The sequence below is a fragment of the Candidatus Liberibacter sp. genome (assembly GCF_014048425.1).
Lineage (GTDB): Bacteria > Pseudomonadota > Alphaproteobacteria > Rhizobiales > Rhizobiaceae > Liberibacter.
In genome coordinates this window covers 1-25,863 of the sequence record NZ_JACETX010000017.1, presented here as the reverse complement: position 1 = coordinate 25,863, position 25,863 = coordinate 1, and the positions used below count along the sequence as shown (strand labels likewise).

Here is a 25,863-nt window from a genome sequence, read left to right as displayed (position 1 = left end):
GACGGTTTTTTGATCTTCTTTCATCAAATCAGAGGGATCAGAAGAAACCATACGAGAAGAATCACCCCGAGTCGTTTCAGAACGAATACGTGCTGCAACGTCTGCAAGCGAAAGAGATTCAGAATCCCTTCTAGATACAGTCTCTTTTTCAGAATCAACCAAACAAGAATCTCCCTCAGAAAACAACTTATAAGACAAACTGCCATCCCGAGATCGACCATTCTGTTCACAAGAATCTTCGTTACGATCACGAGATTGATCATCGACATCTTTTAAAACACCAACGTCCTGATCATTATTTTCAATTATCCGACGAATAGAAGCTAGTATTTCTTCCATCGACGGTTCAGATACAACATCCGAATGGGCCATTCTTAATCTCCTCCCACTACATAAAAATAACAACTAAATTTCTTACCGCATTCATTTTTCTTAATAAATGACACCTACAAAGACTGAAGAAAAACCAATTCTGCCCAACCTCTTATCTCTAATAATGACCCTTATGGCTCGCCATAAACCAAAGAATACATCTCCACCAACACCATATTTTTCATCAAGGATTAGGCATACTTTCGCTTGCAAAAAGAACCAAAACTCTGCAATTAGCACCCTTTCCCCTTCTTCTCATCGGCAATACTTGCAACTCACAAAAACCCTAATACAAAAACATAAAGTGAGCTACTATAGGACTGCCAAAACAAACGAAGAATTCTAGACATCTTAAAAAAATATTAAGAACCACAAAAAACTTATAGTTATCAACATAGTTAATGTCAAAAATATAGTCAAATGAACTTTTACAAAAACAACGCCATCAAAACTGTAAATCATATTTCCTCATATAAATCCAATATTTACAGCTAGAAAAGATTATAGCAGCATGGCGAAAATATATTCGTAAGTCTATAAAATTCCCTTTTCTTCTGCCATATTATTTCATATTGTTAACCGATAAATTTTCATCTGGTTCCCATTCTTCTCGGCACTGTTGCTTAACCGTAGAATTACATTCAGTTTTATCCTGGTTTTTGATGCAAAATACAAGTCGATTTCCTCTTGCAGGAAAAAAGCTTTACTGTTACGCTTCGCAAAGGCATACATCCTTGAAATTTGTTAAGGTCAATATGTGACATTTTTCACTTTTCGAGGTCTTGTCGCGTCTTTTTTAGGCCTCGTGGCGGAATGGTTACGCAGAGGACTGCAAATCCTTCTAACTCGGTTCGATTCCGAGCGAGGCCTCCATAGGTTAATATGATTTAAAGTCCGTTTTTAAGGAAAATACCTTACTTCTTTGGGGGGCGATGAATATAAAAAACCCTAAAGAAAATTTGTATAGTTTAAATACCCTAGAAAAATTAAATGTAATTTTAAATAAAACAACTTAAGAATTTCCTATACAAAAATCCGGCAGATATTGATTATACAGAGTATTCTGTATCATGTCCCGAATATTTTAGAGACAATTCTGCCTCTATTTCTCTTCGAGATGATACGTCTATTTTGATCTCTTTCCTTCCAAAAAAAACATTTATGAACTTGTATGAGAGAGCTCTGCTAATCTTCTCATCTATACCCTTGCAAAGCGTATCAACATACCTTCCAACACCACGATTGGAAACAAAGCCTCAAATAACCCATATCTTATTTGTGCCAGAGAATAGTAAAAAGATGAGACTTTGTACAATGAGCTTAAGCACTTTGAAGAATCTTATATAAAGCAGTGCATTCGCCTTACGCGCCGTGACCTTATATCAATAGAAATATCTGAATCCGTATAGATACGAATAGTCCCATACTCCAGAAGAACGTCGATAGGCTGCCAATTAAAGCCCTTCGAACTTCTTTATGGTCTTCTTCTATAAACACCTAGCGCCAAGCTCAACCGCACCAGGCAGGCACCCCACCCACATAAAACGACTTCATGTATCCATAAAATCCAGAACTGAAACGCTCCTTAAAATAGAACAACGTTTTCGTTCTATCTTCGAGCCACTTCTTGATCTCTTTTGCCTCATAATCTTCGTCATTAAAACCTTCTTTCCTAAAAAATGAGGCTCGTCTTCGTCATTAAAACCTTCTTGTCTGGCAAACTGAGGCTCAGCCAAACCCGTGCTATCTCACCCACCCGAATGGTATAACCCTCTATTTATCCCCAAGAACCTAAATTACAAGGCAACGTGGAGCTACTATCAGCTATACAAAATCCTTATGAAGCTTAACAATAAGCGCTGTTATACTTTAGAAGTCCACTATCTTCTCTTATAATCAGTTATTGTAACATTATGCCCAATGTAAAAATTTTCTGGTATTCCTTTGCAATCCTATTTTATTTTTTATAGTTATCTCTATGAGTTACTCTAAGATTAAAAATCTTTTTCTTTTCATGCATGGCATAATCAATGGATGATATATCCACGTAAAGATCTTACCTTCTTTCCCCCAGTCCCAAGAATTTCTTTGCCCTCTTTGTCAACACTTGATGATTGGGAAGCCAATATAAACTTCCAAGCAAATCCTCCCACCTTTAATGCAAGATCTTGTTTTGATTGTCTTCGAAAATAACCCCTATATCAAGTCTGGTGAAGAGGCTAAAAAAGGGGAGAGTAGATTATTTCGCCGCGATCAACATGATATAGTCGCACATTATTATTACAACAAAGAAGTTCTGTGAAGTTCAAGTTATTTTATAGAAAACTGTGAAGGAACAATGATTTTCAACAATCAAACAATACATTAAATAACAGGAAATTCCGGACTGATTTTTAAAAATCTTCGAGGTTTCTCATCTTATATCCTCTCCCTGAGCGATAAGGAGGCTTTACCACTCTTTTGATAAAAAATTTTCTAGCATTGTAAACATAATACAATAAGAATCCCCCCTATACAGGGGAATTTTTCTATTATAGCTTGACATTGTGGTGTATTTTTTGCAATTGTTGAAGGGCATGAGAGCAATCATTCTTTTGAAAGAATTCTTGACGATTCATCTCCTGATTTACGTTTTTGAGAATATTTAATTTTCCCTGGTAGCTCAGCGGTAGAGCGTTCGACTGTTAATCGACAGGTCGCCGGTTCGAATCCGGCCCGGGGAGCCATTAGAATACAAACCATTGATTTAAAGATATTTTTTAGGATTTGGTCTTACTATTTTTGAGGTGGGACTAGGACACACAAGAGAAACGATAAAATATGATACCTTTCCCCCCCCTTTTCTACAATGCCATCCCTATACTAGAAGCCTATGATGATCCCTAGGGATCATCCTTGAATTCTAATCCTTTTTAAAGGATTATCATCTTAAAAGTTATCAATATGTACGAATATTAGAAAAAAGGTATTGATATGACAAAGGCTGTAGAACAGAAAACAACTCTAATTCTCCTCTAGAATGTCGTATCATCTCTTAGAACATGGCTATTGGCTATGACTGACTTGAAAATAAAGTAGACAAGCTTTCTGATAAGATAGCAAACTTCCATGTTGAGATGCATGGGATGTTGTGGAAGATACCGTCTATGATTGTGGTCGCAATGATAATTTTTAGATGAATATACAAATAGTTTTAACGCCTCTTTTTAACGATTCCATCAGTGTACCAGAAGCCTAAAACAATCCCTAAACTTCTTGAGAGAATACGCTACGAACCTCAAAAGATTCAAAATGGATGAAATTTGCTTTGATCATATAGAACAAGATTCCTCCAATACGCGTGCATGTGCAGAGTAAGCTGTTTCATTCTTTGCGGGAATATTACGAAGGAGACAAATCCTGCAAGTCTACAGAAGGAGAAGCCAATCCTCAAGGATCAAGACGAGCATTAAAATGCCCACGAGAACGATAGGTTTCTACCATCATCATAACCCGATAAAAATCTTTGACGGATTGATCATTGTTCGAAGAAATAAAATCATCCTTTTCTTTTCCGGAAAAAACATCTCCTGAAATCCTTTTATCTTTTAAAAAACGCTGCGAATTATCTCCAATTGGAGCGAAATCAACAAAGTCTTGAGCATCACGCACAACAGCTTGGGACAATATCAACTTTTAAGGGCTTAATGTGCATCCGTACCTATTATGCTCAGCCTTAGTCTCTTTTATTTCTCGCCGAAGATAAATTCAATATCTGAAGACCTTTTCTCTAAAGACTTAATGTTTCTTTTCTGCCCAGAAATGCTCTTTTGTACAGGAGACTGTAAACTTCTTTAGCGTATCGTTTGATTTCTAGATGCTGATAAAGAGCGCTGTTACATCGCTGCTCTCCCCCTTCACAAAGACCATCTGAAATTTTAAAAGCTTTTTTCTTTTCTATATCAAGGGTTGCAGATATCTTTTCCTTTGGTTTTGAAATCCCCAGTATCTTTTTATCGAAAGCGAATTGATGAGCTGGCATCTTCGACTGAGCTTCTTTCAAATTTTTTTCTTGGTCTTTATTTGGCTATCATAAATAGAATATCTGGCTTTAATCTTAGCATTTTATATTGTCTGATGATCTCCAGTAATAGAGATATAATCGGTATTTTTTATATTTCTTTTAGAAGATAGAAACTCTTTTTCTTTCTTGCAGATATATTTTGCAGATCTATTATATCAATGATTTTGACTTGAACTAAAAATGCAGGATTCTCCTACTACGATACCCCTCTCTCAACCTAATCTTCGGTTTTTTCCTCAAGTTCAGACAAAGGTTTATCTCCCTTGTAAGAAATATCAAAGGGTTTTTTACACCGTTTTAACCAAACATCATATACAGGATGCTCAACAGCATTCAATGCCGGACTATCAGCAAACATCCAACCGGAAAAAATTTTCTTAACTAGACGATCCAATGTTGTTTCGGTAATCTCAACGAAAGAATCTACTTGTTGTACCTCATTGTCATCTCTTGAATAGCAAACCCTCGGCGTAATCTCCAAAGCTCCAAATTGAACAGTCTGATCTATCTCAACATCAAATATTACGATTCGACCCGTGATCTTATCCATACCAGCAAATTCGGCTATCTTATTGCTCAATCTAGCAGCATGCACAACCGTAATACTCTTAACAAAAAAACAGAACGCCAATAATACAATTATGAATTTCAACAAAATTTTATCCAATTAATTTTTTCTCACCAAAAATAAATCTCAATAATAAAACAATGATCAAGAATCAGGGGACCAAGCCTTATACTCACCTGTGAATCTAATCGAATCTCCCGAAACGCCCTTCTTCTTATTTCGTGGATAATAAGAATCTGGAGAACCTGTACCATTCACACGATGCGGCTTCTGCCAACTGAAAATATTCTCTTTATTGTCTCCCTGTTCCAGAGAAATATCATCCCTACGATGATGGATCCAACCATGCCACATAGGCGGGATAGAAGAAGCCTCTGCATAACCATTATAAACAACCCAACGCCGTGACAAACCATATGAAGTTTTCTTACCATCTTCATAGTATATATTTCCAAATTCATCCTTACCTACAAACTTTCCAAAGCGCCACGTAAAAAATCTCGTTCCCAACGTCTGGCCATTCCACCAGGTAAAAATCTGTAAAAGAAAATTGTTCATACGTTATCTCCCCATTACACCTTTTCACATAAATCTCAAATTTCTATAAATCAAAAAACTTTTTAAATCACATATCATACGAAACCAAAGAAATAAAAGACGACAAAAAAATATTCTCCACAAACGAAAATCAGAGATTACAATCAGAAGGAAAAAAGCAATCAATTGTAAGATCAAATAATATATTGCGAGAAACTATTTTGAATTCCCATTTAAAGAAAACGAACGGATGACCTTAGCTAAACCATCAACAATATATTTCACTTTGGAAAAATCATCACCTTCTGCCATAATACGGACAAGTGGTTCTGTACCTGAAGCTCGAACAACCAATCGACCCATTATTTGTTGCAATTCCGCTTCCGCATCAGAAATAGCCTGCCTAATCCGCGAATCATTTAAAACAAAATCACCGTCCACTCGAATACTACACGAAGATTGCGGAGTTTCCTCAAAACAATGACAAACTTCGCTAGCAGATCGATCATATCTCTTAATACACCGCAATACTTGCAAAGCCGCTACAAGTCCATCTCCTGTTGGAGCATAATCGGACAAAACAATATGACCAGATCTTTCACCGCCAATATTGAATCCGTTGTTTTTCATATACTCCACAACATAACGATCACCGACTTTTGTCCGTTTCAAAGACAAACCTATCCCTGAGAGAAATTTCTCAAGACCTATATTAGACATAACCGTAGCAACGATACCATCTCCCTTCAGCAAAGAATCATTCTTCCATGCCTTTGAAATAAGAGCCATAATCTGATCTCCATTTACAACAGTACCTTTTTCATCAACGATAATGATACGATCACCATCTCCATCCAGAGCTATACCAATATCAGCACGCACCGCATGTACTTTTTTCTGCAGAGCAACCACATTTGTAGAGCCACAATCAAAATTTATATTCATCCCATTGGGTTTGTCGCCGATAGAGACAACATCCGCTCCCAATTCCCAAAGTACCGCTGGTGTAACTTTGTAGGATGCTCCATTCGCACAATCAACAGCAATACGCAAACCTTGCAAAGTAACATCGCGCGGCAAAGTACGCTTGGCATGTTCAATATAACGATCATGGACACCATCAACACGCTTTGCATGCCCAATATCATCACAACAAGCAAAATACGGTGTTAAATCGGCTTCAAGCATCTTTTCAATGCGATCTTCCATATCGTCAGATAATTTATAACCTTCAGGATCGAAAAGTTTTATACCATTATCCTGATATGGATTATGAGACGCAGAAATCATAACACCGACATCAGCACGTAGAGACCGCGTAAGCATAGCAACAGCAGGAGAAGGAATCGGACCAAGTACAAAAGCATCTACCCCAGCAGCAGTAAAACCTGCGACTAAAGCATTCTCAAGCATATACCCAGATAAACGTGTATCTTTACCAATAACAACTCTATGCGGCTTACTCTTACCCCGAAACAAAGCTCCAACCGCAATCCCAATACGCATAACGACATCAGGCGTCATGGGAAATGTATTTGATTTACCACGAATTCCATCTGTTCCGAAATAACGTCGCCCCATGTCATCTCCTTAAAGCATTTGTCTCTCAAACACCAACCAACATACTCATAAGAAAAAGATCACGAAACAAAGAATTTTGATTTTTTATAGATAGAAGTCATATCACATAAATTTCTTTAAAAAAGAAACATCCTAAACGCAACATGTCTACAATCCACATAATTTCATATTCAAATATAGCGAAAATGACATCATTATCAGATCTTGTCTGCAGTCTCTTCCTTTGAATCAACAGGAACATTATCCTTACTATCCTCAGGGGATTCAAGGACATCAGATACCTCAGGAGGACTATCCCCTTTCTGAATGCCAGATTTCGGAACGGACGAGGAACACTGCAAGGAATCGTCATCGTCCCCTAAAGGTCTATAAATCTTCTCGCCCTTAATCAAAGAAGCAATTTCCTTTCCGGATAAAGTTTCATATTCCAATAATCCTTCGGCGATTACGATAAAGTCATCATGTTTTTCTTTAAGAATACGATGCGCATTTTCATAAGCATCTTCTATGAGACGCAAAACCTCTCTATCTATATTCTGCGCGGTCTCCTCAGAAACTTTATTGGATCGGGACATAGCATGACCCATAGAAACATCTTGCTGATTTTCCCCATAACAAACTTTTCCCAACAAATCCGAGAAACCAAACTGTGTTATCATAACGCGAGATAATTTCGTTGCATATTCAATATCCGAAGCAGAACCTGAAGTTACATTTTCCTTCCCAAAGACAATCTCTTCGGCAACTCTCCCACCCATCAAAATGGATAAGCGGGATATCATCCATCTATAACTCGTAGAATACCGATCCTTTTCAGGAAGCTGCATCACCATACCTAATGCTCTTCCACGTGGAATTATAGTGGCTTTATGCAAAGGATCTGCCTCTGGAACATTAAGCGCAACAATAGCATGACCAGCCTCATGATACGCAGTAAGCTTCTTTTCTGATTCTGTCATTGCCGAAGAACGACGCTCCGCTCCCATAAGAATTTTATCTTTCGCATCCTCAAATTCCTGCATCGTAACCAAACGCCTATTACGACGAGCAGCCATAAGAGCAGATTCATTGACCAAATTCATCAAATCTGCTCCAGAAAAACCAGGCGTTCCCCTAGCAAGAGTTTTCAAATCTACATTAGGAGCCAACGGAACATTACGGCTATGAACCTTAAGTATACGCTCCCTCCCAACAATATCAGGATTTGGCACAACGACTTGGCGATCAAAACGACCAGGACGCAACAAAGCGGGATCCAAAATATCTGGACGATTAGTCGCAGCTATCAGAATAATACCTTCACTCGATTCAAAACCATCCATTTCAACAAGCAACTGATTCAGAGTTTGTTCACGCTCATCGTTGCTCCCACCCAATCCTATGCCACGATGCCGACCAACCGCATCAATCTCATCAACAAAAATGATACATGGAGCGTTTTTCTTAGCCTGCTCAAACATATCACGAACACGAGAAGCACCAACTCCAACAAACATTTCAACAAAATCAGAACCAGATATGGAGAAAAATGGCACATTAGCCTCACCTGCAACAGCACGAGCCAGCAACGTCTTACCCGTCCCAGGAGGACCAACAAGAAGAATCCCATGTGGAATACGCCCGCCTAAACGTTTGAATTTCTGAGGGTCACAAAGAAACTCAACAATTTCCTGCAAATCAGATTTAGCTTCATCAACGCCAGCAACATCTTCAAATGTCACACGACCATTGCGATCTGCAAGCAATTTAGCTTTGGATTTTCCAAAACTCATAGCACCGCGAGCCCCACCTCCCTGCAACTGTCGCATAAAAAAGATAAAGACAAACGATACCAAAAGAACAGGAATCCAACTGCTGATATAACCTAACCACCCCGAAGAACCATCACTCAAGGGTCTCGACGAGATCTCCACCCCTTTGCCCTGTAATTTTTCTAAAAGGCTGTTGTTTACAATAGGGGAATAAGTCTGAAATAAAGTCTCTCCCTGATATACTCCAGATATATGCTTTTCTACTATAGCAACGCTACGAATACGACCGGAATCTACATCCCTTATAAATTGAGAATAAGATATATCTTGCATACCATCCTGACTGGTAGGAGATCGCAATACAGAAAATAGCGCTATCAAAAATATCGCTATTATCACCCACAAAATAAAATTTCTCAAATTAGGATTCATGAAATTCCTCAGAAAACCACAACTATTATCGACTATCAGAGATTCTACTATACTGATTATTTATGGCGGAACAATAATAATAATAATAATAATCCAATACAATCAATGAAAATTTATGCTTCTTCATAAAAAAACGGTGAATTCGGAATAATGGCTGTTCCAAATGCTTTATAAAAGACATGGGCTATAGGTAAATCGAAACTTGTTAAAAAACGAGAAAATGGCGATAAAAAAGGCTTTCCTCCTACTTGGGATGGAATACTGATAATAGCACGTCGTGCAATCCTATTTGGAAGATACGGCGAAACTTCTATCTTCTCTTGCCGCCTAGAACAAATTTGCATAGATTCCACGGAAGAGTTCGTAAACCGAAATCTTCCATCCCACACGGCAGTTTCACCAGGATGAAGAATCTGCGTCGGCAGATCACGCACCGCGCGAGTTAACCAAATAAAATCTTTGCACGAATCTAGGACCACCCTTCCAATACTTATACATCCTTGTCTCCCATCTTGCACAAACGACATTACCCGTTCCATCTCTCGATATCCAGGCAAAAAATTTTTCCCACCACAAATTGCGACAGAAATCCTGATTAAATAAGACACAAAAATCGGATCAGCTTTTAATGCCTCTCGCTCTATCGAAATCACCGACTGCAAATGAACCTTTAAATGCTTGGAAACCAATTCAACCAAACCATTTCCTAATTCAATGCGTGATTTCTGGGAAATCTTTACCTTACTAAAGACCATTTCAAAGTCTTCTTTGCGAACAGTACGCCGGATACGAACACGCTCAAATCTATCATCAACATTACTTGGATCCTCACGCCAACCTACATTTTTTTTTGATAAAAAAGCCCGTATATCCTCTCTACGACATTGTAAAAACGGACGACAAACCCACAAACGCATATCATAAAGCACAGCATCAGAAATACCGGCAAGTCCAACACCCTTGCCAGACAAATCACGCTTAGAACGCATATAAATTGTCTCTAATTGATCATTAAAAGTATGCGCAGTAACAGCCAAAGTAGCACTAATTTTAATCGCATGATCAGATATCAATGCATAACGAGCCTCTCGAGCGGAAGCCATAAACCCCGATTTTGGCTTTTGCCCTTTCCAACAAACTATTGCATGAGGAATTTCTAGCTTATAACAAAGCTCAGAAACATAATTTGCCTCATCCTTTGCATCAATTCTCACACCATGATCTACCGTGACAGCAGATAAACCAATTCCTTTAAACGATTTTTCCATAAGAATAGAATGCAAAGCGACAAGAAGACCAACAGAATCTGACCCCCCCGAAACAGCAACCAGAATATGTGCAGGACGTACGATACTGCGTAAAAAACTTTTTATACTTTCTGTTGGAGACAAAAATAAAGACAATGTGACCACAAACTAGTTCTGCTCATTAATTTCTATAATTCGAAAATTACTCGCTGTTTAACACTCTCCAAAACCTTTGAGAGACTATTAGAAATCAATCTTCACATCACACATGAATCCTTCTTCTACCTTGCCACCAATAATTGCCGAAATGTTTTCAATCTTCAACAGGATCACCTCAATACACTGTACGAATTCTATGGGATTGATCTTCGAAAAACAATGCTTTTATAGCTGATATACGTATACTTTTCTGAAGAAAAGACCTTTCCTTAAAAAACAATGCGAAACAAAGGATGCCTTTGAGCATAATTGGACAACTAATTGCGAAATTTCTATTTATTTCTTCATACAAAAAAACGAAGACGAATGGAATTGAGGACTTAACCATAAAAATAGAAGCCCTTCTTCCCATCGGACAATATTTGTCTGATAGCAGGTTTTTCAAAGCTTATGAGATTAAATTCTTCTCTGTATTGGCAGGTCTTTCCCGTAAAAGGTTTTTAAGAGGCATTACCGAAAGGAAAAATTCTTCAGACCCAGATGTTTTGATGAGATCCTATAAAAAGAAAAATTACATTTTGCAAAATATCCTGCCCGGAGAAAAAAACCCAATCAGAACGAGATCATCGTTTTAAAAGAGAAAATTTATATATAAACACAATCGGCACACGCACTTGTACCTCCTCTGTCATTATAGATATCCCACCTGTTCTCTTCTTCTGAAAAATTTTTTTTATCAGCCCTCCATCTTTCAAAATCTTGCTGTTTATTCTTACCAGAATCTTCTGATTGCTGAAAATTCTTTTGCTGTGTATGAAAATCGATTGTGTTCGGGTAAAAATCGGCAACGTCTTGCATTATAAAAGCCACATCAAAACAATCTATCGTATATCCAGGAAACTGCAATGTATCTAAGATAACCTGACGATCGTATTGTATTCTATTATAGAGACAACTCGCTTCCACTTGTAGCCTGATAGATAATTTGCTTCCAGATAAACGCAAAGTAGCGATTACGTTTTCAGGACTATCTGGTTTCATTTGAATTTTTAAGCTATTAATCTGCTCTTTTTTTGCATAATTGGTATACTCTAAACTTGAAATAAGCCGTATAGAAGGCTGTTGATTCATATCATCTACTATTTCTTTAAAAAAAACCTCACTATCGTATGGACAGGCTGTTTGAGGAACATCAGAAGTTTCACTTAAAGCGAGTGTCTTATGAGTTATCAGTCCATTCTCTGAAGCAGATACACCATCCTGTTGCGACGCAAAGACTCTTGAATTTATAACTCTAGTCCCTTGATTCTTTTCCTGAATAGAACGGCTATTCGGAATCATATCTTTTAAATCATCCTTTAAAAAATCTGTCGATCCAAAACAGGTGTTTTTTGAATGGCTCTCAAATACATCAGAATTGATGGGATTAACGGAAGAAAAAGAATCCGGCAGCAAATCCGAAACAGTTTCCTTCGTCAAATTATCTTTAGAAATAATTTTTTCCAGCATAACAGAAAAATCTTGAGCAATAAAATCACGACCATCTAAATTCCCATTGTCGCATATTGCAATGATCCCAGAAACATCCACAAGGGCATCTTTGTCTTCTTTGTTGTTTCTATCCCAATCCTGCATGTTTGCAGTCGCCAACTCATCTTGGGAAAAAAAACCTTCCAAGCCATCACTGTTGCTCACGTCCTTAAATAATCTAGGCACTGTCAAATCAACATTCTTAGATAGAGAGAATACATCGTGTGACAATTGAGAATTGATGACTTCTTTTTCGGGAATTTTTTTCAAAAAGTCTCGAAAATCATCTTTCTTTTTTTCTTGAGTAGAATCAGAATTATCTTGCCTCTGATTGCAAAATATTATGTTTTTATCAAAATAATCTGTACATACTATAGTATTTACATCTTTCATGACCTGTCATACTCCTCAAGAAAAACATCTATTATTTTGATCTTTTTACGAGCTCTCTCAATAAAAGTTGCAAGATTTAAATCAATATAATCCTTCTGTTTTCTCTTGAATGTTAAATCTCTATCCACGAATTTTGTTTTATCATCTAATGCTCGCTTCAGGATATCTTCAAGTAAAGTTTTCGCAGCTTTCTTTAAATTTCTATCCTGTAATCGAAGAAAATCATCGGCTATATTGTACAAGCTACGTTGAGATGAAAACGCATCTACAAAAGGCATATTAATAAGATCCTTATAAAGCCATATAGAAGCCAAATCCGTGTTATCTAGTGTGCTTTTCATCTTGTTGAGTTGTTCAATTGCCAATATGCCTATTGTCTTCTTCCCCGCAATTGCAGCATGGCGAGCTATTTTTAAATACATTCTGTACTGATCATCCAAATCCAGAAATGATATTATAGAAATGATGTCATCGTTCGATACTTTAATCCAATCGGATAAAAAAAAATTCAGGGATAAATCTACAAAATTATCTTTATAAATGGAATGATGAAAATAGCGGGCATAATCACGGATATACTCTAAAGCACGCCCTTCCATACCTTTTTCCGAAGTTATTTTGATCAAATTCCGCAAAGAAATTTCTTCTAAAGCCGTACCAGGAGAAGTAAGACGAACGTGATCAAAAAACCGCAATACTCCCTTAGAGTTTAGTTCTCTCATAGTATTTCCAATAATAAAATAAATATATGGCTCAAGTCGCCTGGCACGAGAACTTTCTTTTATTCTATTTAAATATCTAATCGAAGGAATCGTTTCTCCCTCAAAATATTTCCCCAAAGCATGAACGATAGGATCATCAAAGTAACCCTTTGTATCCTTTAAAACCACATCCTTTAAAATAGAAGAATCTCCACTAATAATCGTGTATATTAGGATCGCATCAACATTACGCCGATCTGCAAAAGCATCCATATTAGTTGAACGCAATTGTGTGCTTGTTTCTTCTAGGACATCAGAATTTTTTTTCTGAGGACAACACCTACCGTTAACGGCATCGTCAAATGCATTTTGCAAAGATCGCACCAAGTAATATGGTGCTGGAGAACCTCTGGAATCCTGATCCATCGCGAAAATTGGAAGCACTCTCATAGCTCCAATCATAAAAAAAATTATAAATTTCCAAGTCATTTAGGACTATCTTTATCTTTGATAAAAATCTCTATACGTCGATTCGCCGCATTTATAGGATCTGATAAAATCTTGGGATGATGACTAGAAAAACCAGAAATTTGCGATATACGTCCCTCATCAATTCCACCTTTGATAAGCATTTGATATGCACTATATGCTCGATCAATCGAAAGCTTCCAATTGTCTCCTAAAGGAGATAGAAATGGATGCGCATCAGTATGTCCCCTTATGATGATTTTTTCCTGTCCTGCAGAAAGAATTTTACCGATTTGCTGCATGACTAAAACTGTTTCTTTGAGTGGCTTGGAAGAACCCATTTCAAACATAGGATTCTTTCCCTGATCAAGAACAGAGACAAGCATTCCCCCCTCTATAGATTGTACGGATACTTTTCCTAAAGATTTTTCCTCAACTAATTCCGAGAGCTCCCTACTTATCAGTTTTTGCAGATTTTTAGCATCTTCTTCTCTCTTTAACCTCAAAACATCTTCTTTTTTTAACAAAAAATCAGGATGATTTCCTGTTTTTTCATCCTTCAATTCCTTTGCATTATCTGGATCTATAGGCATCTTTTGCACAATGATATTGTCGTCACTTCTTCTTGATATTGTGTTCTTTAAAGTACTAGTTGCAAGAGAAGAATTTATTTCTTTTCCCTGTCCAAAATCTATTCTAAAAGGACTTATATAATGTCCGATGTTGTCTTGATCTTTTGTAAGGGAAGAAACACCATCTCCTGCATCCTTTTTGGTGAGAAGGGTTTTATTTGTTTTTCTTTCTTGATCGGAAACATCGTCTTCCATCAAAAAATCTTCTTCTATATTAGCTTGTTTTTTAAGAGAGGTTTTCTTGTCCGTGATCATTGATGTTTTTTCAACAGATGACTTTTCTATCATTTCACTTAATAAGTGATCTTCAGAGGGATTTTCTCGATGTCTCACAACATCATCAATCCCCTGAAATGCGATTTCTGAATTTGAAAATCGAAAGGGATTAAAATAATTTTCTACCGCCAACTTGATCTTTTTATCGGAAGCATTTACAAGCCACATTATCAAAAAGAAAGACATTAATGTCGTCATAAAGTCAGCATAAGCAATTTTCCAAGAATCGAATCTATTTTTGGAATTCTGTGACGCTACTTTCTTTTTGACGAAAATAAATTGGATTTTCTCTTGATCACCGCTCCCTTGATTGCCCATCTAAGAACTTTCTTTATTCTAGAATTTTCTTAACATCAGTTGCCCAAGATTCCAGTCGCGTTGTAATCAAACAATGAGAAATTTCAGTTGATAATTCCATCTCATCAGAAACCTTGTAACGAACCATTGAGGAATATTCGCCTAGATGTTTTTTAATTAGTTTATGCAAACTCTTTGAGCCATGAACTGTAATCCAATCACATTCTCCTTTTTTAAGAAAATCTGTAACGCACTTCGCTAGCTCAACAGCGGACTTGCGAGCAAGACCAACTTCTAAAACAGTCATCAAAATCCGCACCACTTCACGCTCAAGGGAATTTGACAATGATTTTACGACATCTTTCAATGCAATAGATATCATCTCGCCTGTATAAGCTTCAAATTTTGCACGCAAATCCGAAATTTCACTAAGATGAGCTTCTTGTAAAACTGCAATTTTAGATTCCCAATCTTCTTGATCACCCTTAGCTGCCGCATATCCTTCTTGATAAGCTGTATTTCGCTCTAACTGAACATCAATGACCGAAGATTTTTTTTTAGCTATCCTAGATGCAGATTTATCAGGAGAAGCCATGGTATCAACTAATGAATTGACCTGACTAAAATCCTCAAGACGAGACAACATTCTATCTATCACGCTTACTCCATACAACAAAATTCAACAAACATCGCTTTATTACAAGAAAATTTTTCCTAAAATTATTTGCACTATTCATTAAAATCAACAAATGACATAATATCTACTAGTATCAGCGAAAGAGATTTGAAGAACCGTTCCCCACAAAAGATGTACGGTTCTCCAATAATCGCATCACTATCCAAATAAATTTCTAACCACGAAATAAAGATAGAATTTTTTGAGAAGAATTATTGACAATAGATAATGCTTGAAGCGCCAATTGCTGTTGCGTTTGTAGCGCTGCGAACTTGCTTGATTCAGCCTCCATATCCGCGTCTATCAAACGACCAACACCCTTTTCAATGGAATCACGCATAAATTTTACAAAGTCTTCTTGCAACTGAATACGAGAACTAATCGATCCAAGTTTTCCAGCAGCAACAGTTGTAGCTCTTAATTGCCTATCAACAAATTCTACCATTTTCTTAATAGCAGTAGTCTTCGTATACATATCCGTATTTTTATGCTCGGTAATATTCAATGTTGTAACAGAATAACCCAATTCAATTTTGTTATCATTAATTTCATCCTTCTTTGCATTATCAGGTTTTGTCTCTATAGATTTTTTTGATGTATCAATGTAGTAATTTTCTGTACCCTCCTGAACAAAAGGAATAATAGAAAAACTATCATCCTTAGTACTCGTAGGCTTGTTTTTAGTGGCACGCACCCAAACATCGTCTGCGACCAAAACATATACTATAGCATTTGGATCAGCAGCAAAAGAATTTCCGCCTGATCCATGACTGCTAGAAGTATTTCCCGAAGGAGAATATCTTGCTATACCTAGTTCTTGATTAAAAGTAGCTTTTTTGGATTGCAACCAAGCCCCATCTACTGTCACAAGCGCCATAGATTCAGAAGAAGTCTTACCTTTTGAGTTTTGATAATTGACTGTTACGTCTGCTATTTTGGGCTCTAAATCACTCAAAATAGCTTTCCTATCTAGGATACCATAATGCTTATCTCCCTGTACGGTATCAAATAATACACTATCACTTTCAAGATCATAGTCTATATTCCTAACAGATATCGCACCAGTATTTTCACGAATAAAAGAACCTACAACGCTCTTGGTAACAAAACCAGAAGGAGAACCAATATTCGCTTGCAGCCAATTTTCGCCATTAAAGGAAGCGCCTCTTGCAATATCTCTTAGCTGAGCTTGTAACTGAGTAATTTCCTCCTGAACAGAACCCGCATCCGTACCCTCTTCTGTAGCAGCGACTAATTTGTTCTTTATATTAGAAATCACTTCAATGGATTTTTCCAATGCAGCTTTTGCAATATCTACCTTTGCAATTCCGAGCCCTATAGCATCAGAAACCGCAGAAAGAGAACTATTATCTGATAACATCGTTTTTGCAATTGACCAATAAGCTGCGTTATCAGAAGCATCAGCAACACGCAAACCTGATGAAATGCGATCTTGTGAACGCTCAAGATTTCTATTGACAGAGTGCAACTTCTGTAGAGCAGACATTGCGGAAATATTTGTTAAAACACTACTCATATTATTTAGTCCCTTAAAATATAAAATTGTACTATGGGATGTGACATGCCAAACTCTATCTGGCAAAAACGGATCGGCTTCATACCTATAGATTACAGAAAAAATCTACTGCCGTTGCATAATTAGACTTTAATATATGGGAAACCTTGCCTTGCCCTTACTCCTCTTTTTTATGAGCTTTCACTCCTATTCTTCATTCCCCTAAAATATAAAATTGTACTATGGAATGTAATATGCTGAACTCTATCTAGGAAAAACTCGGCGACAAAATTATGGGCATATCCAAAACCCACGCCGACAGAGAAAATCAATAGCTAAAATGACATCCAAGCATCGTTTCTTTAAATCATCAGACAGAGATACATAGCACGAGAAGCGATTCTGCCTCATTTTCCACTGAAGCTTTCTTTTCATGAAAAAGGATTGGCAAAACTTGATCTTGCACTCACTAAAGGTAAGAAAAATCACGATAAACGCGAGACAGGAAAAAACCCGCCATGCGGGTTTCGCTATCGCTTGGACGATTGCTTGCACCCTCTTTGTCACCTTTAATAATTCATATGCTAAACACAAAGAGAGAAATATTACTGCTTAATTTTATGCTGAATTTCGGCATGTGTTTCGTAGTTCTTTATTATCTTTCCTATAACCTTTGGGGAATCATACAATGAATATGGAATAGAAAATCAAAGATTCAAGAAAGAACTAGAAGTATTAAGATAACATCCCAATATTAAAGCAGCTCACCGACAGAGAAAAATCTATGCTTATTGCTAACAATCACCTCGGCAAAATCGATGATGCAGCGTCCCCTTCGAATAGATTGTTTTACTATTAGGCATTAGGTTTTTTGTTTATGGGATCGTTTGTAAGTTTCGTATCTACCGAAACGAAAAAGAACAAAAGTCTAGATTTTTTTGTTTTGAGTGGGTACTCTCATGTTTTTTGGATTCTTATAAAATACATTGAACTTATTTCCTTATCAAACATGCATGTACAAACGGTAATATCTAGCGCAAGAAAAACAAGATACTTAAGAAATTCATAACGGAGATAAAAAATGACACCTGAAATACTCCAAAAGCTCACCGATATAGAAATGGCTATGCGTGTTACCAACAATCACCTCGGCAAGATTGAGCACGCAGTAACCATCTTCTACTGGGGATTTGTGGCGCTTCCTTTCTTATTGCTTTTTGTGACAATGTTCTTAAGAAGTAAAAACGATTAATATCCTAAAAACAACGATTTAACTACCCTTAATCCAGAATAAGACATCGCGGAGGTAACTACACTTTTCAGTGTTGATCCCCCTCACCTTTGTAAGCCCTATTTTTCACAATATAATGCAAAAAGGTGTTGACATGACATTGAAAAAATCCAATAGCTCGTCTACCATCGAAAGAAAGATCACATGATGCTCGTGCAGCAGCTAATCGCATCTTGGAAAAATCAAGAGTTAAGACTCAAGGTATAGATTCTCTAAGCGTTATGAAGATTTTGAAAATTGTTTATTTTGCAAACGGATGATCTCTAGTCTTTAGTAATATACCTCTTGTATAACAGTCTCCTCAAGCTTGAAAATACGATCCCGTCTATGAAGACATTTACAACAGATTGGAATGATCTACAAGGATTTTGTATCCTTTTTATCTTCAACACTAGAAAGAAGGATGAAGGTTCATACTATTCTTCTGCATTTTGTCTTATTTCTCTTTAATCATAGCGGGTAAAGTGAAAATTATTTGGCAAAAAAGCTTAACAAATTCAAAGCATTCCTTCTCTTCGTCAAGATTTCCTTCTACATCATGAACGACATTATTCTCCATAATCCTTGATATGCTTAGCCCAATCTTCCATACCTTTAGTAATCAAGTTTTTCTTGGTTAGAACGGCAATCATATGAGAAAGAGATTGGATTATTCAGGATGTTCTGTGATCATTTCGAGAACGGGATTAAAATTACACGAGTGTGGCATACCTCAATTGATGGCACTTGAGCTATTAAAGCCTTTTCTGTATGCACGCTTAGAGGCAAAAGGATGTGCTATTAAAGGAAATAGATACGAAGTTTTAAAGCCCGATATTCGAAGTGATTTTGCAGCGTTTTTTTGAATAAATTAATACAATACGATTATGATATTCGAAATATAGAACAAGATTCTAGATGCTATCCAAACTCGCCTGTAAAGAATATGAGAGAGAAATGATATTATTAGAGTTGAAAAACAAGGTTCTTAAAGAACAGATATATGTTTTTAATGAACAACTTATTGTCTACACAAGGGATCTTACGGCACAGATGGAGATAATAAAATGAGAAATTTTATATCTCCTCAAGAACAACCACAAGAAAAAACTAGCAAAACCTATATATTTGGAGAAGACAAACATATTCTGGAGCATTCCATATGGATAACTTCCGAAGTTTACCTGCAGGCTAGAAGAAAAACAAAAATTCTCAATGTCGCTTTGGAAGGAATAGCCTTTAGCTCTATGATTTCTGTTGTATTATTCTCAGTAGTAGCCATAATTCACGAACCGACTAGGATATTTAACATCGGGTTTGCATTAGCTTATTGTCTAATAGGTATTGTTTTGTGGAGTATTTCCCGTAAGCTTCATCTTGCAGTGCTCTCTCACAAATTCTTCTGTTGTTATTTAGATTTGAAAAATATACTTAATCACCCACGTAGCTTTATGGAGCAAGAATATAACAATATACTCAGTAAATACCCCGATCCTACGCCATATGATTATGAGGACTTTTTAATCTTTCATTCCGGTTTCAAAGGAAAAACGGTTTTGGACTCTCTCGGAAATCCTGTGAGGATCACAGTGCCTATGTGGATATCTTGGATATTGAGACAGGTGTTTTTATGGGGTTTTCCATTGACTTTAGTTTCGTGCCCTCTCGTATACCTATTTTTTGTTTTAAACTATTGGATGTAATAAAAAAATAGCCCTCTCAAATCACGGGTAGCAAAGCCAATTTCAAAGCCATCATAAAGAATACGGGTGATTTTGACTACAAAAAGATAACTTCAAATCATATCCTCTAGGGGTTGGAGGACAGAAAATCCACACAGTCATCAGCCGTCATGTTTTTAAGAACTGTGAGAATGCTGTTTAATTGAGCGACTAAACATACACATCTAAAAGCTAATGCGTGCCTTAGAATAGAGAAACCAAAGTACAAAACCGATGGCTTTACGCCATGGATAAAAGAAGACATTCGTCAATTTAACAGCTATTGGCAAAAAGAAACATTGGCAAGAGGGAACATTGCCCCGTTTATAGTTTTTGAGTTCTTGCTATATAAAGGTCTGAAATGCACTGATTTCTCGTAGAGCTGACCATCAGCATTTAAAGGATAGCGTCTTTTCCATCAAAACCCAAAAGGCAGAAACGATAATTACCGTAGAGCTTCCAAACCATCTCATTAGGCTTCTTGAAATAACGCCTACAGGCAAAGACACCTTTTTGTCAATTGAGAAAAACTTCAATGGACACACAACAATGAAGTAAGTGGTTTGTGGACACGTCTCAAAAGGCAGGAGTGAATAAATCCGCTCATGGCATCATAAAACTATCTGCTTCCTCTCCGTTGAAGTAGGAGAAACTACACACATGATTGAATGGATTATCTAGAAAAGCAATAAAAAAAACAAACTATTGTTTTTTCTTAATATTTTTAATAACTTTGTCTCATCTTTTTTAAGGTAAGACATATGGGTATCACCGCTTTTTCACAATACCATCCGTATACCAGAATCCTAAAATAAGCCCTATAACTTCTTGAGAGAACAAGTTCAATACCTCAAAAGGGTCAAAATGGATGATATTAGCCTTGATCATTAGTAAAAAGCATCTGGATATACAACAGCCCAAAATATAGCTGTGAATGGACGCATTAAATCATTAATCCCTATGATCGATTCTATCAGCATACGCCGTGTGAGTGCATGTCCGTATCACTTCGAGACTGTATGATTTGTGAAGACAGTTCTCCGCCAGCGAAAGATCGTTTATTGACATCCAGCTCGTCCTTTAGGACGGGGATGGATGTCAATACTGCCTAGTTCTACCCAAGAGAAAAGAAGACATACCCATGTCTGTTAGGATATGAGCAAAATACTTTCTGTTCTCTCTCTTCTTCTTTTTGACGCTCCTCATCCGTCATCCGATACGGCTTTTCATCTTTTTTAATTTCTGCACCCGTGTTATAGCTCTCGCTTGTCCTGTTCATTCCCTCCGAAAACGGATTGATTCAATTCTCTATTAGCTGCTTTTTCATGCCTCCAAAAAAGCCACCTAGGTTAAACAGAAATCCTTTGTTGTTCGTCTCCTGCCATATTCCTATCTGCTATCTACCAACAGAGGCTCAGCATCATATTTAGTGCATCCCATATTTAAATTTAAGCAATCTTTTCTTGACGGATCAACGGCGTACGTATGCCAAAGCATCCACAAAGTCTGGACTGATAATATGCTTCAGCGATTTTAAATATGCACTTATCTGTTATTTATAATATTCTTGATCAATACTGTATCGTAACCGCCGAAATGGAAAAATCTTTTATCTGATGCGAATCGGTGAGTTGTTACGATTGATCGCGAAATGTAACATCCCAAGATCCATTGAGATCTCCGGCTAACTCTTTCATATCGCTGTGCCAGTTAGTCGAAAGCGTGTTTCCCTTTGCCTTTTAAAACTGTTGAGGATCGATAAAATATATGCCCATCAACCCATGTCTGGATACAAGCAATTCACAATATTAGAAGCCTTAAAACGACTATCCAACATACCATATGTTGAACGCCAACCACCTGAAATCCTAGTTTCCAAAAATGCATCAGCTATACGCCCTGCCCCCGATCGATAAAGTTCAGATGCGGCAGAAACCAATGCCATTCGCTCAATCAGAAGACGCGCTGATCCTATGTCCTCTTTACAGAGTGATACCGAATCCTGCAACATGGCTACAATCTTTTTACCAGACGAACCTAGATCTTTCCCTAAACTCGTAAACACCTGTTCAAAAAGATGATTCCCATTTTCTAGCAGAGAAAGCAAATCCAATACCATTGCATTACCAGATCCTTCCAGGATAGCATTAGCAGGAGCTTCCCTATAATGACGAGCAATAGAACGCTCCTCTACATACCCTGATCCGCCTATACACTCCATTGCCTCAGCAATAATCGCTGGCGCAATTTTACAACACCAATATTTGGAAACAGGTGCCATAATACGCGCATACGCAGCGTCTTCAGGATGAGATTTAGCTCTATCAAAAGCACCAGCCAAACGAAAAGAAAGAGCTGTTGCAGCTGAAACATCCAAAGCCATATCTGCAAAAACCCGATTCATCACCGGCTGATCAATTAATAGTTTTCCAAAAACATAACGTCTACGTGCATAATGGATAGCTTCAGCAAGAGAAGCCCGCATTCCCGATGCTGACATTATAGCACAATCCAAATAAGACAGAATTTTCATATCATCTATAGGACTAGCATCCGAACCAATATCTCCAAGCAAAAATCCAAAAGTATTAGAAAATTCCATTTCGACAGTAGCATTTGATCGATTTCCAACCTTATCTTTCAATCTTTGATAGCAAAGACCATTCAGAGAACCATCCTCTAATAACCGAGGAACCAAAAAGCAACCAATACCTTCAGGTGTTTTAGCAAGTATTACAAAAGCATCGCTCATTGGAGCAGATACAAACCATTTATGACCTGATAAACGATATATACCGTCACTAATTTTTTCAGCACAAGAAGTGGTCTCTCCTAAATCAGTTCCAGCTCTCTTTTCTGTCAATCCAAGTCCAATTGTTACAGAGTTTTTATATATAGATGCTTTATTAGAAGGATCATATTCTCGTGATGATATCTTCTGCAACCAACCTTTTTGCATCTCTGAAGAAGCCATCAATGCCACTACCGATGCATTGGTCATACTCAAGGAAGAAAGATGCCCAGACTCTAATTGTCCCATCAAATATAAACTAGCTGCTCTTATTTTATATGCTTGCTTGCGAATATCTGGTTCAACATTCCTATCCCAGACAGAACAATGCAAACCATCTTTCATAGAACGACGCATTAAAGCATGCCAAGCTGGGTGAAATTCAACTATATCAATACGCTCTCCACCCGGCCCATAGGAACGAAGCTGCGGACTGTTCCGATTGGCCATACGTGCTAATTCTTGTGCAGCATAGGAGAAAACATGGTTCCCCAATAATTCAAGTTCCTTACGCACAACATGCGGAAAATTAGAAGTGAGATCCATAACCAAGGAATCACTGCTATAAGCATCAATTCCCATAAAAAGAGGTGGTTGATTCAATGTAGAAAGGGAATTTAATGGATGATCTTGGGTCATTGGCTGATCTTTAGTAAAAATTTTTAAGGCACATTGAGAGGACAATCCTTGTTATTGCCTCTCGGCTCACTTGTCTGCAAATGCAAAATCCTTTACAAAGACAAAGTCTTTGCTTAAACGATATCCACGCAGGTTCTTTATCACATTTTTTCTTCCCTATCACTGATAGCTTCGCTTCTACTGTTGAAGGAGGATATAACAGCTTTTTGGAGAGCATGTTATGATTTTTTTTCCTTTTTGCAATTTTATCAGTGTTAAAGACCTTTCTGAAGATAATATAAGCCATCTTCTAGACCGAGCAGAAGAATATTTAAACAACCGCTGTAATAGCAAACATACTGCAGAATTTCCAAAACTTATACAAGCAAATCTCTTTTTTGAAAACTCAACTCGCACCCAATCTTCTTTTGAAATTGCTGGGAAACGTCTCGGTTTCAATGTCATAAATGTTATCATAAATAATTCTTCTATGAAAAAAGGGGAAACCTTACTTGATACCGTAATGACATTAAACGCTTCAAAGCCAGATATCCTCGTCATCCGCCACCCATGTCCCGGTGCTATTTTTTTCTTGCTTCAAAAAACCAAAGGCTCAGCAATCATAAATGCAGGTGACGGAACTCACGAACATCCAACTCAAGCATTACTTGATGCCTTGGCAATACGCCGTTTCAAAGGGCAACTTTCTAATCTTACTATAGCTATTTGCGGTGATATTCTTCACTCCCGTGTTGCACGTTCTAATATTATTCTTCTCAATACCATGGGAGCCCGTGTACGCGTTATCGCCCCCATAACACTACTGCCAGAAAACATATCTCACATGGGTGTTGAAATCTTCCATGATATGAAGAAAGGTCTAAAAGATGTAGATGTAATTATGGTTCTGCGGCTTCAAATTGAGAGAATGTCAGGGGCTTTGATCCCATCTCTGCGAGAATATTCATATATATACTCTCTTGATAAGGAAAAAATTAAATATGCCAAAAAAGATGTGCTTGTTATGCATCCTGGTCCTATGAATCGTGGCATTGAAATTTCTTCCGATATAGCTGATGGATCTCAAAGTATTATTCAAAATCAAGTCGAGATGGGTGTGGCTATCCGTATGGCTGTTATTAAAGAACTTGTTACGAATCGAAATAATCATGCAAAGAAAAAAACATGACAGCACTTGTTCTCAATAACCTACGCATCATTGATCCTTCTCGTGATCTTGACGAGATCGGTACAATCATTGTCGAAAATGGCATTGTCTTGGCAGCTGGGCGTGACGCGTTAAATCAGGGATTTCCAACCTCTGCAGAAGTCCGAGATTGTAAAGGGCTCGTTGCTGCTCCGGGATTAATTGATGCACGCGTCATTCCTGAAAGCTCTCCCGAAAAATACTCCGAAAATATAGTTGCAATCTCCAAGGAAGCAATAACTGGTGGCGTAACATCTTTGATCGTTATGCCCTTTATATCTTCGTTAGTTGATGAATATACCCTCATAAGATTCGTTCTAAGAGAAGCACAAAAGTATGCCGTAACAAATATATATCCAGCAGCCAGTTTAACGCGCAATATGGCAGGGGAAGAAATCAACGAAATTGGACTTCTCAAGGAGCAAGGTGTGGTCAGTTTTGTACATGGACCCTTCAGCTTGAAGAATACACAAGTTCTTTTTAATTCCATGCATTATGCACATATGTTTGATACCATAGTTGCTCTTGATACGAATGATTATTTTCTTGGATCAAATGGAGTTATGAATGAAGGAATCGTCGCAAACTGGTTAGGATTACCTTGCATTCCTGCAGAATCTGAAATCATTCCTCTTGAACGGGATCTGAGGATAGCAAAACGCACTGGAGGACGTTATCATGCTTCCGTCGTTTCTACCCCTCAGTCAATTTCTATACTAAACCGTGCCAAAGAAAATAAAATCAGAGCAACCTGCGGTATTTCTATTAACAATCTAATACTCAATGAGAATGACATTGGAGAATATAACAGCTTTTGCAAGGTTCTACCCCCCTTACGTTCTGAAGAAGAGCGTATTGGTATGGTTGATGCACTCGCCAAAGGCGATATAGATATTATTGTATCGGACCATACTCCTCGTCACGCCGATACAAAGAACCGGCCTTTTACCGAAGCAAGTTTTGGTGCGATCGGATTGGAAACCATGTTATCAGCAGCATTGCGTTTATTCCATGGAAATCATGTATCCCTCAAAAGACTCATTGAAGCTATGTCAAC

The 25,863-nt window shown here is 37.5% G+C and carries 21 protein-coding genes, 2 tRNA genes and 1 pseudogene; 8 read left to right on the top strand and 16 right to left on the bottom strand.

Features of this window, described 5'->3' with window-relative positions:
* Positions 1-372: pseudogene (locus H0G72_RS03000) on the bottom strand (PopZ family protein); the annotation flags it as partial.
* A 799-nt stretch (positions 373-1,171) separates the two neighbouring features.
* Here H0G72_RS03000 and H0G72_RS02995 point away from each other — a divergent pair.
* Positions 1,172-1,245 (top strand) — tRNA-Cys (locus tag H0G72_RS02995).
* Positions 1,246-1,922: 677 nt separating this feature from the next.
* Here the strand turns inward: H0G72_RS02995 and H0G72_RS02990 are convergent.
* A complete protein-coding gene (locus H0G72_RS02990; protein WP_182017304.1) occupies positions 1,923-2,108 on the bottom strand; it encodes a hypothetical protein in 186 nt (61 codons plus the stop codon).
* Between the two features lie 915 nt (positions 2,109-3,023).
* Here H0G72_RS02990 and H0G72_RS02985 point away from each other — a divergent pair.
* Positions 3,024-3,098: transfer RNA gene (locus H0G72_RS02985), tRNA-Asn, on the top strand.
* Between the two features lie 703 nt (positions 3,099-3,801).
* Here H0G72_RS02985 and H0G72_RS02980 read toward each other — a convergent pair.
* The 12 genes from H0G72_RS02980 to H0G72_RS02925 form a co-directional block, all read right to left on the bottom strand.
* Complete coding sequence (locus tag H0G72_RS02980; protein WP_182017303.1) at positions 3,802-4,038, bottom strand: hypothetical protein; 237 nt, start codon at positions 4,036-4,038, stop codon at positions 3,802-3,804.
* 103 nt (positions 4,039-4,141) lie between these two features.
* Entirely contained in the window at positions 4,142-4,414 is a 273-nt protein-coding gene (locus H0G72_RS02975; RefSeq protein ID WP_182017302.1) for a hypothetical protein, read from the bottom strand.
* A gap of 238 nt (positions 4,415-4,652) precedes the next feature.
* Positions 4,653-5,078: a DUF2155 domain-containing protein gene (locus H0G72_RS02970; RefSeq protein ID WP_310649481.1), complete on the bottom strand. Its 426-nt coding sequence runs from the start codon at positions 5,076-5,078 to the stop codon at positions 4,653-4,655.
* 69 nt (positions 5,079-5,147) lie between these two features.
* Complete coding sequence (locus tag H0G72_RS02965; protein WP_182017301.1) at positions 5,148-5,561, bottom strand: NADH:ubiquinone oxidoreductase subunit NDUFA12; 414 nt, start codon at positions 5,559-5,561, stop codon at positions 5,148-5,150.
* A gap of 195 nt (positions 5,562-5,756) precedes the next feature.
* A complete protein-coding gene (glmM, locus tag H0G72_RS02960; protein ID WP_182017300.1) occupies positions 5,757-7,121 on the bottom strand; it encodes a phosphoglucosamine mutase in 1,365 nt (454 codons plus the stop codon).
* A gap of 197 nt (positions 7,122-7,318) precedes the next feature.
* Entirely contained in the window at positions 7,319-9,304 is a 1,986-nt protein-coding gene (ftsH, locus tag H0G72_RS02955) for an ATP-dependent zinc metalloprotease FtsH (RefSeq protein WP_182017299.1), read from the bottom strand.
* A gap of 113 nt (positions 9,305-9,417) precedes the next feature.
* The gene (gene tilS / locus H0G72_RS02950; protein ID WP_310649480.1) at positions 9,418-10,716 is read right to left on the bottom strand and encodes a tRNA lysidine(34) synthetase TilS; all 1,299 of its coding nucleotides are present in this window, start codon (positions 10,714-10,716) and stop codon (positions 9,418-9,420) included.
* Between the two features lie 639 nt (positions 10,717-11,355).
* Positions 11,356-12,633: a hypothetical protein gene (locus H0G72_RS02945; RefSeq protein WP_182017298.1), complete on the bottom strand. Its 1,278-nt coding sequence runs from the start codon at positions 12,631-12,633 to the stop codon at positions 11,356-11,358.
* Positions 12,630-13,823, bottom strand: a complete 1,194-nt coding sequence (locus H0G72_RS02940; protein WP_182017297.1) for a chemotaxis protein — start codon at positions 13,821-13,823, stop codon at positions 12,630-12,632. Before H0G72_RS02940 ends, H0G72_RS02945 begins: the two co-directional genes overlap by 4 nt.
* Positions 13,820-15,028 (bottom strand): flagellar motor protein MotB, encoded by a 1,209-nt coding sequence (locus H0G72_RS02935; protein ID WP_182017296.1) that lies wholly within the window; start codon positions 15,026-15,028, stop codon positions 13,820-13,822. The genes H0G72_RS02940 and H0G72_RS02935 overlap by 4 nt, the downstream gene beginning before the upstream one ends.
* Before the next feature lie 13 nt (positions 15,029-15,041).
* A complete protein-coding gene (locus H0G72_RS02930; protein WP_182017295.1) occupies positions 15,042-15,665 on the bottom strand; it encodes a hypothetical protein in 624 nt (207 codons plus the stop codon).
* Between the two features lie 193 nt (positions 15,666-15,858).
* On the bottom strand, positions 15,859-17,220 hold the full coding sequence (locus H0G72_RS02925) for a flagellin N-terminal helical domain-containing protein (protein ID WP_182017294.1): 1,362 nt from the start codon (positions 17,218-17,220) through the stop codon (positions 15,859-15,861).
* Between the two features lie 345 nt (positions 17,221-17,565).
* Between H0G72_RS02925 and H0G72_RS02920 the strand changes: the two genes are divergently transcribed.
* From H0G72_RS02920 to H0G72_RS02905, 4 genes are all read left to right on the top strand, one after another.
* The gene (locus H0G72_RS02920; protein WP_182017306.1) at positions 17,566-17,772 is read left to right on the top strand and encodes an SsrA-binding protein; all 207 of its coding nucleotides are present in this window, start codon (positions 17,566-17,568) and stop codon (positions 17,770-17,772) included.
* Positions 17,773-18,280: 508 nt separating this feature from the next.
* Positions 18,281-18,451: a hypothetical protein gene (locus H0G72_RS02915; RefSeq protein ID WP_182017293.1), complete on the top strand. Its 171-nt coding sequence runs from the start codon at positions 18,281-18,283 to the stop codon at positions 18,449-18,451.
* A 704-nt stretch (positions 18,452-19,155) separates the two neighbouring features.
* Complete coding sequence (locus H0G72_RS02910; RefSeq protein ID WP_182017292.1) at positions 19,156-19,335, top strand: hypothetical protein; 180 nt, start codon at positions 19,156-19,158, stop codon at positions 19,333-19,335.
* A gap of 201 nt (positions 19,336-19,536) precedes the next feature.
* Positions 19,537-20,172 (top strand): hypothetical protein, encoded by a 636-nt coding sequence (locus tag H0G72_RS02905; protein WP_182017291.1) that lies wholly within the window; start codon positions 19,537-19,539, stop codon positions 20,170-20,172.
* 1,132 nt (positions 20,173-21,304) lie between these two features.
* Here H0G72_RS02905 and H0G72_RS02900 read toward each other — a convergent pair.
* Positions 21,305-21,469, bottom strand: coding sequence for a hypothetical protein (locus tag H0G72_RS02900; protein ID WP_182017290.1), 165 nt, complete (start codon positions 21,467-21,469; stop codon positions 21,305-21,307).
* A 495-nt stretch (positions 21,470-21,964) separates the two neighbouring features.
* Positions 21,965-23,620, bottom strand: coding sequence for an acyl-CoA dehydrogenase family protein (locus H0G72_RS02895; protein ID WP_182017305.1), 1,656 nt, complete (start codon positions 23,618-23,620; stop codon positions 21,965-21,967).
* A gap of 220 nt (positions 23,621-23,840) precedes the next feature.
* Between H0G72_RS02895 and H0G72_RS02890 the strand changes: the two genes are divergently transcribed.
* Together H0G72_RS02890 and H0G72_RS02885 are read left to right on the top strand one after the other, a co-directional pair.
* The gene (locus H0G72_RS02890) at positions 23,841-24,788 is read left to right on the top strand and encodes an aspartate carbamoyltransferase catalytic subunit (RefSeq protein ID WP_182017289.1); all 948 of its coding nucleotides are present in this window, start codon (positions 23,841-23,843) and stop codon (positions 24,786-24,788) included.
* The coding region (locus H0G72_RS02885) for an amidohydrolase family protein (RefSeq protein ID WP_182017288.1) at positions 24,785-25,863 on the top strand (1,079 nt) is incomplete at its 3' end. The genes H0G72_RS02890 and H0G72_RS02885, both read left to right, overlap by 4 nt.

Bases quoted from the DNA above. Each gene is read 5' to 3' on its own strand.
- H0G72_RS02905 (WP_182017291.1), top strand. From the start codon at position 19,537: ATGAGAAATTTTATATCTCCTCAAGAACAACCACAAGAAAAAACTAGC.
- H0G72_RS02935 (WP_182017296.1), bottom strand. From the start codon at position 15,028: ATGGGCAATCAAGGGAGCGGTGATCAAGAGAAAATCCAATTTATTTTC.
- H0G72_RS02940 (WP_182017297.1), bottom strand. From the start codon at position 13,823: ATGACTTGGAAATTTATAATTTTTTTTATGATTGGAGCTATGAGAGTG.
- H0G72_RS02895 (WP_182017305.1), bottom strand. From the start codon at position 23,620: ATGACCCAAGATCATCCATTAAATTCCCTTTCTACATTGAATCAACCA.
- ftsH (WP_182017299.1), bottom strand. From the start codon at position 9,304: ATGAATCCTAATTTGAGAAATTTTATTTTGTGGGTGATAATAGCGATA.
- H0G72_RS02965 (WP_182017301.1), bottom strand. From the start codon at position 5,561: ATGAACAATTTTCTTTTACAGATTTTTACCTGGTGGAATGGCCAGACG.
- H0G72_RS02925 (WP_182017294.1), bottom strand. From the start codon at position 17,220: ATGAGTAGTGTTTTAACAAATATTTCCGCAATGTCTGCTCTACAGAAG.
- H0G72_RS02890 (WP_182017289.1), top strand. From the start codon at position 23,841: ATGATTTTTTTTCCTTTTTGCAATTTTATCAGTGTTAAAGACCTTTCT.
- H0G72_RS02900 (WP_182017290.1), bottom strand. From the start codon at position 21,469: ATGAACAGGACAAGCGAGAGCTATAACACGGGTGCAGAAATTAAAAAA.
- glmM (WP_182017300.1), bottom strand. From the start codon at position 7,121: ATGGGGCGACGTTATTTCGGAACAGATGGAATTCGTGGTAAATCAAAT.
- H0G72_RS02915 (WP_182017293.1), top strand. From the start codon at position 18,281: ATGACACCTGAAATACTCCAAAAGCTCACCGATATAGAAATGGCTATG.
- H0G72_RS02945 (WP_182017298.1), bottom strand. From the start codon at position 12,633: ATGAAAGATGTAAATACTATAGTATGTACAGATTATTTTGATAAAAAC.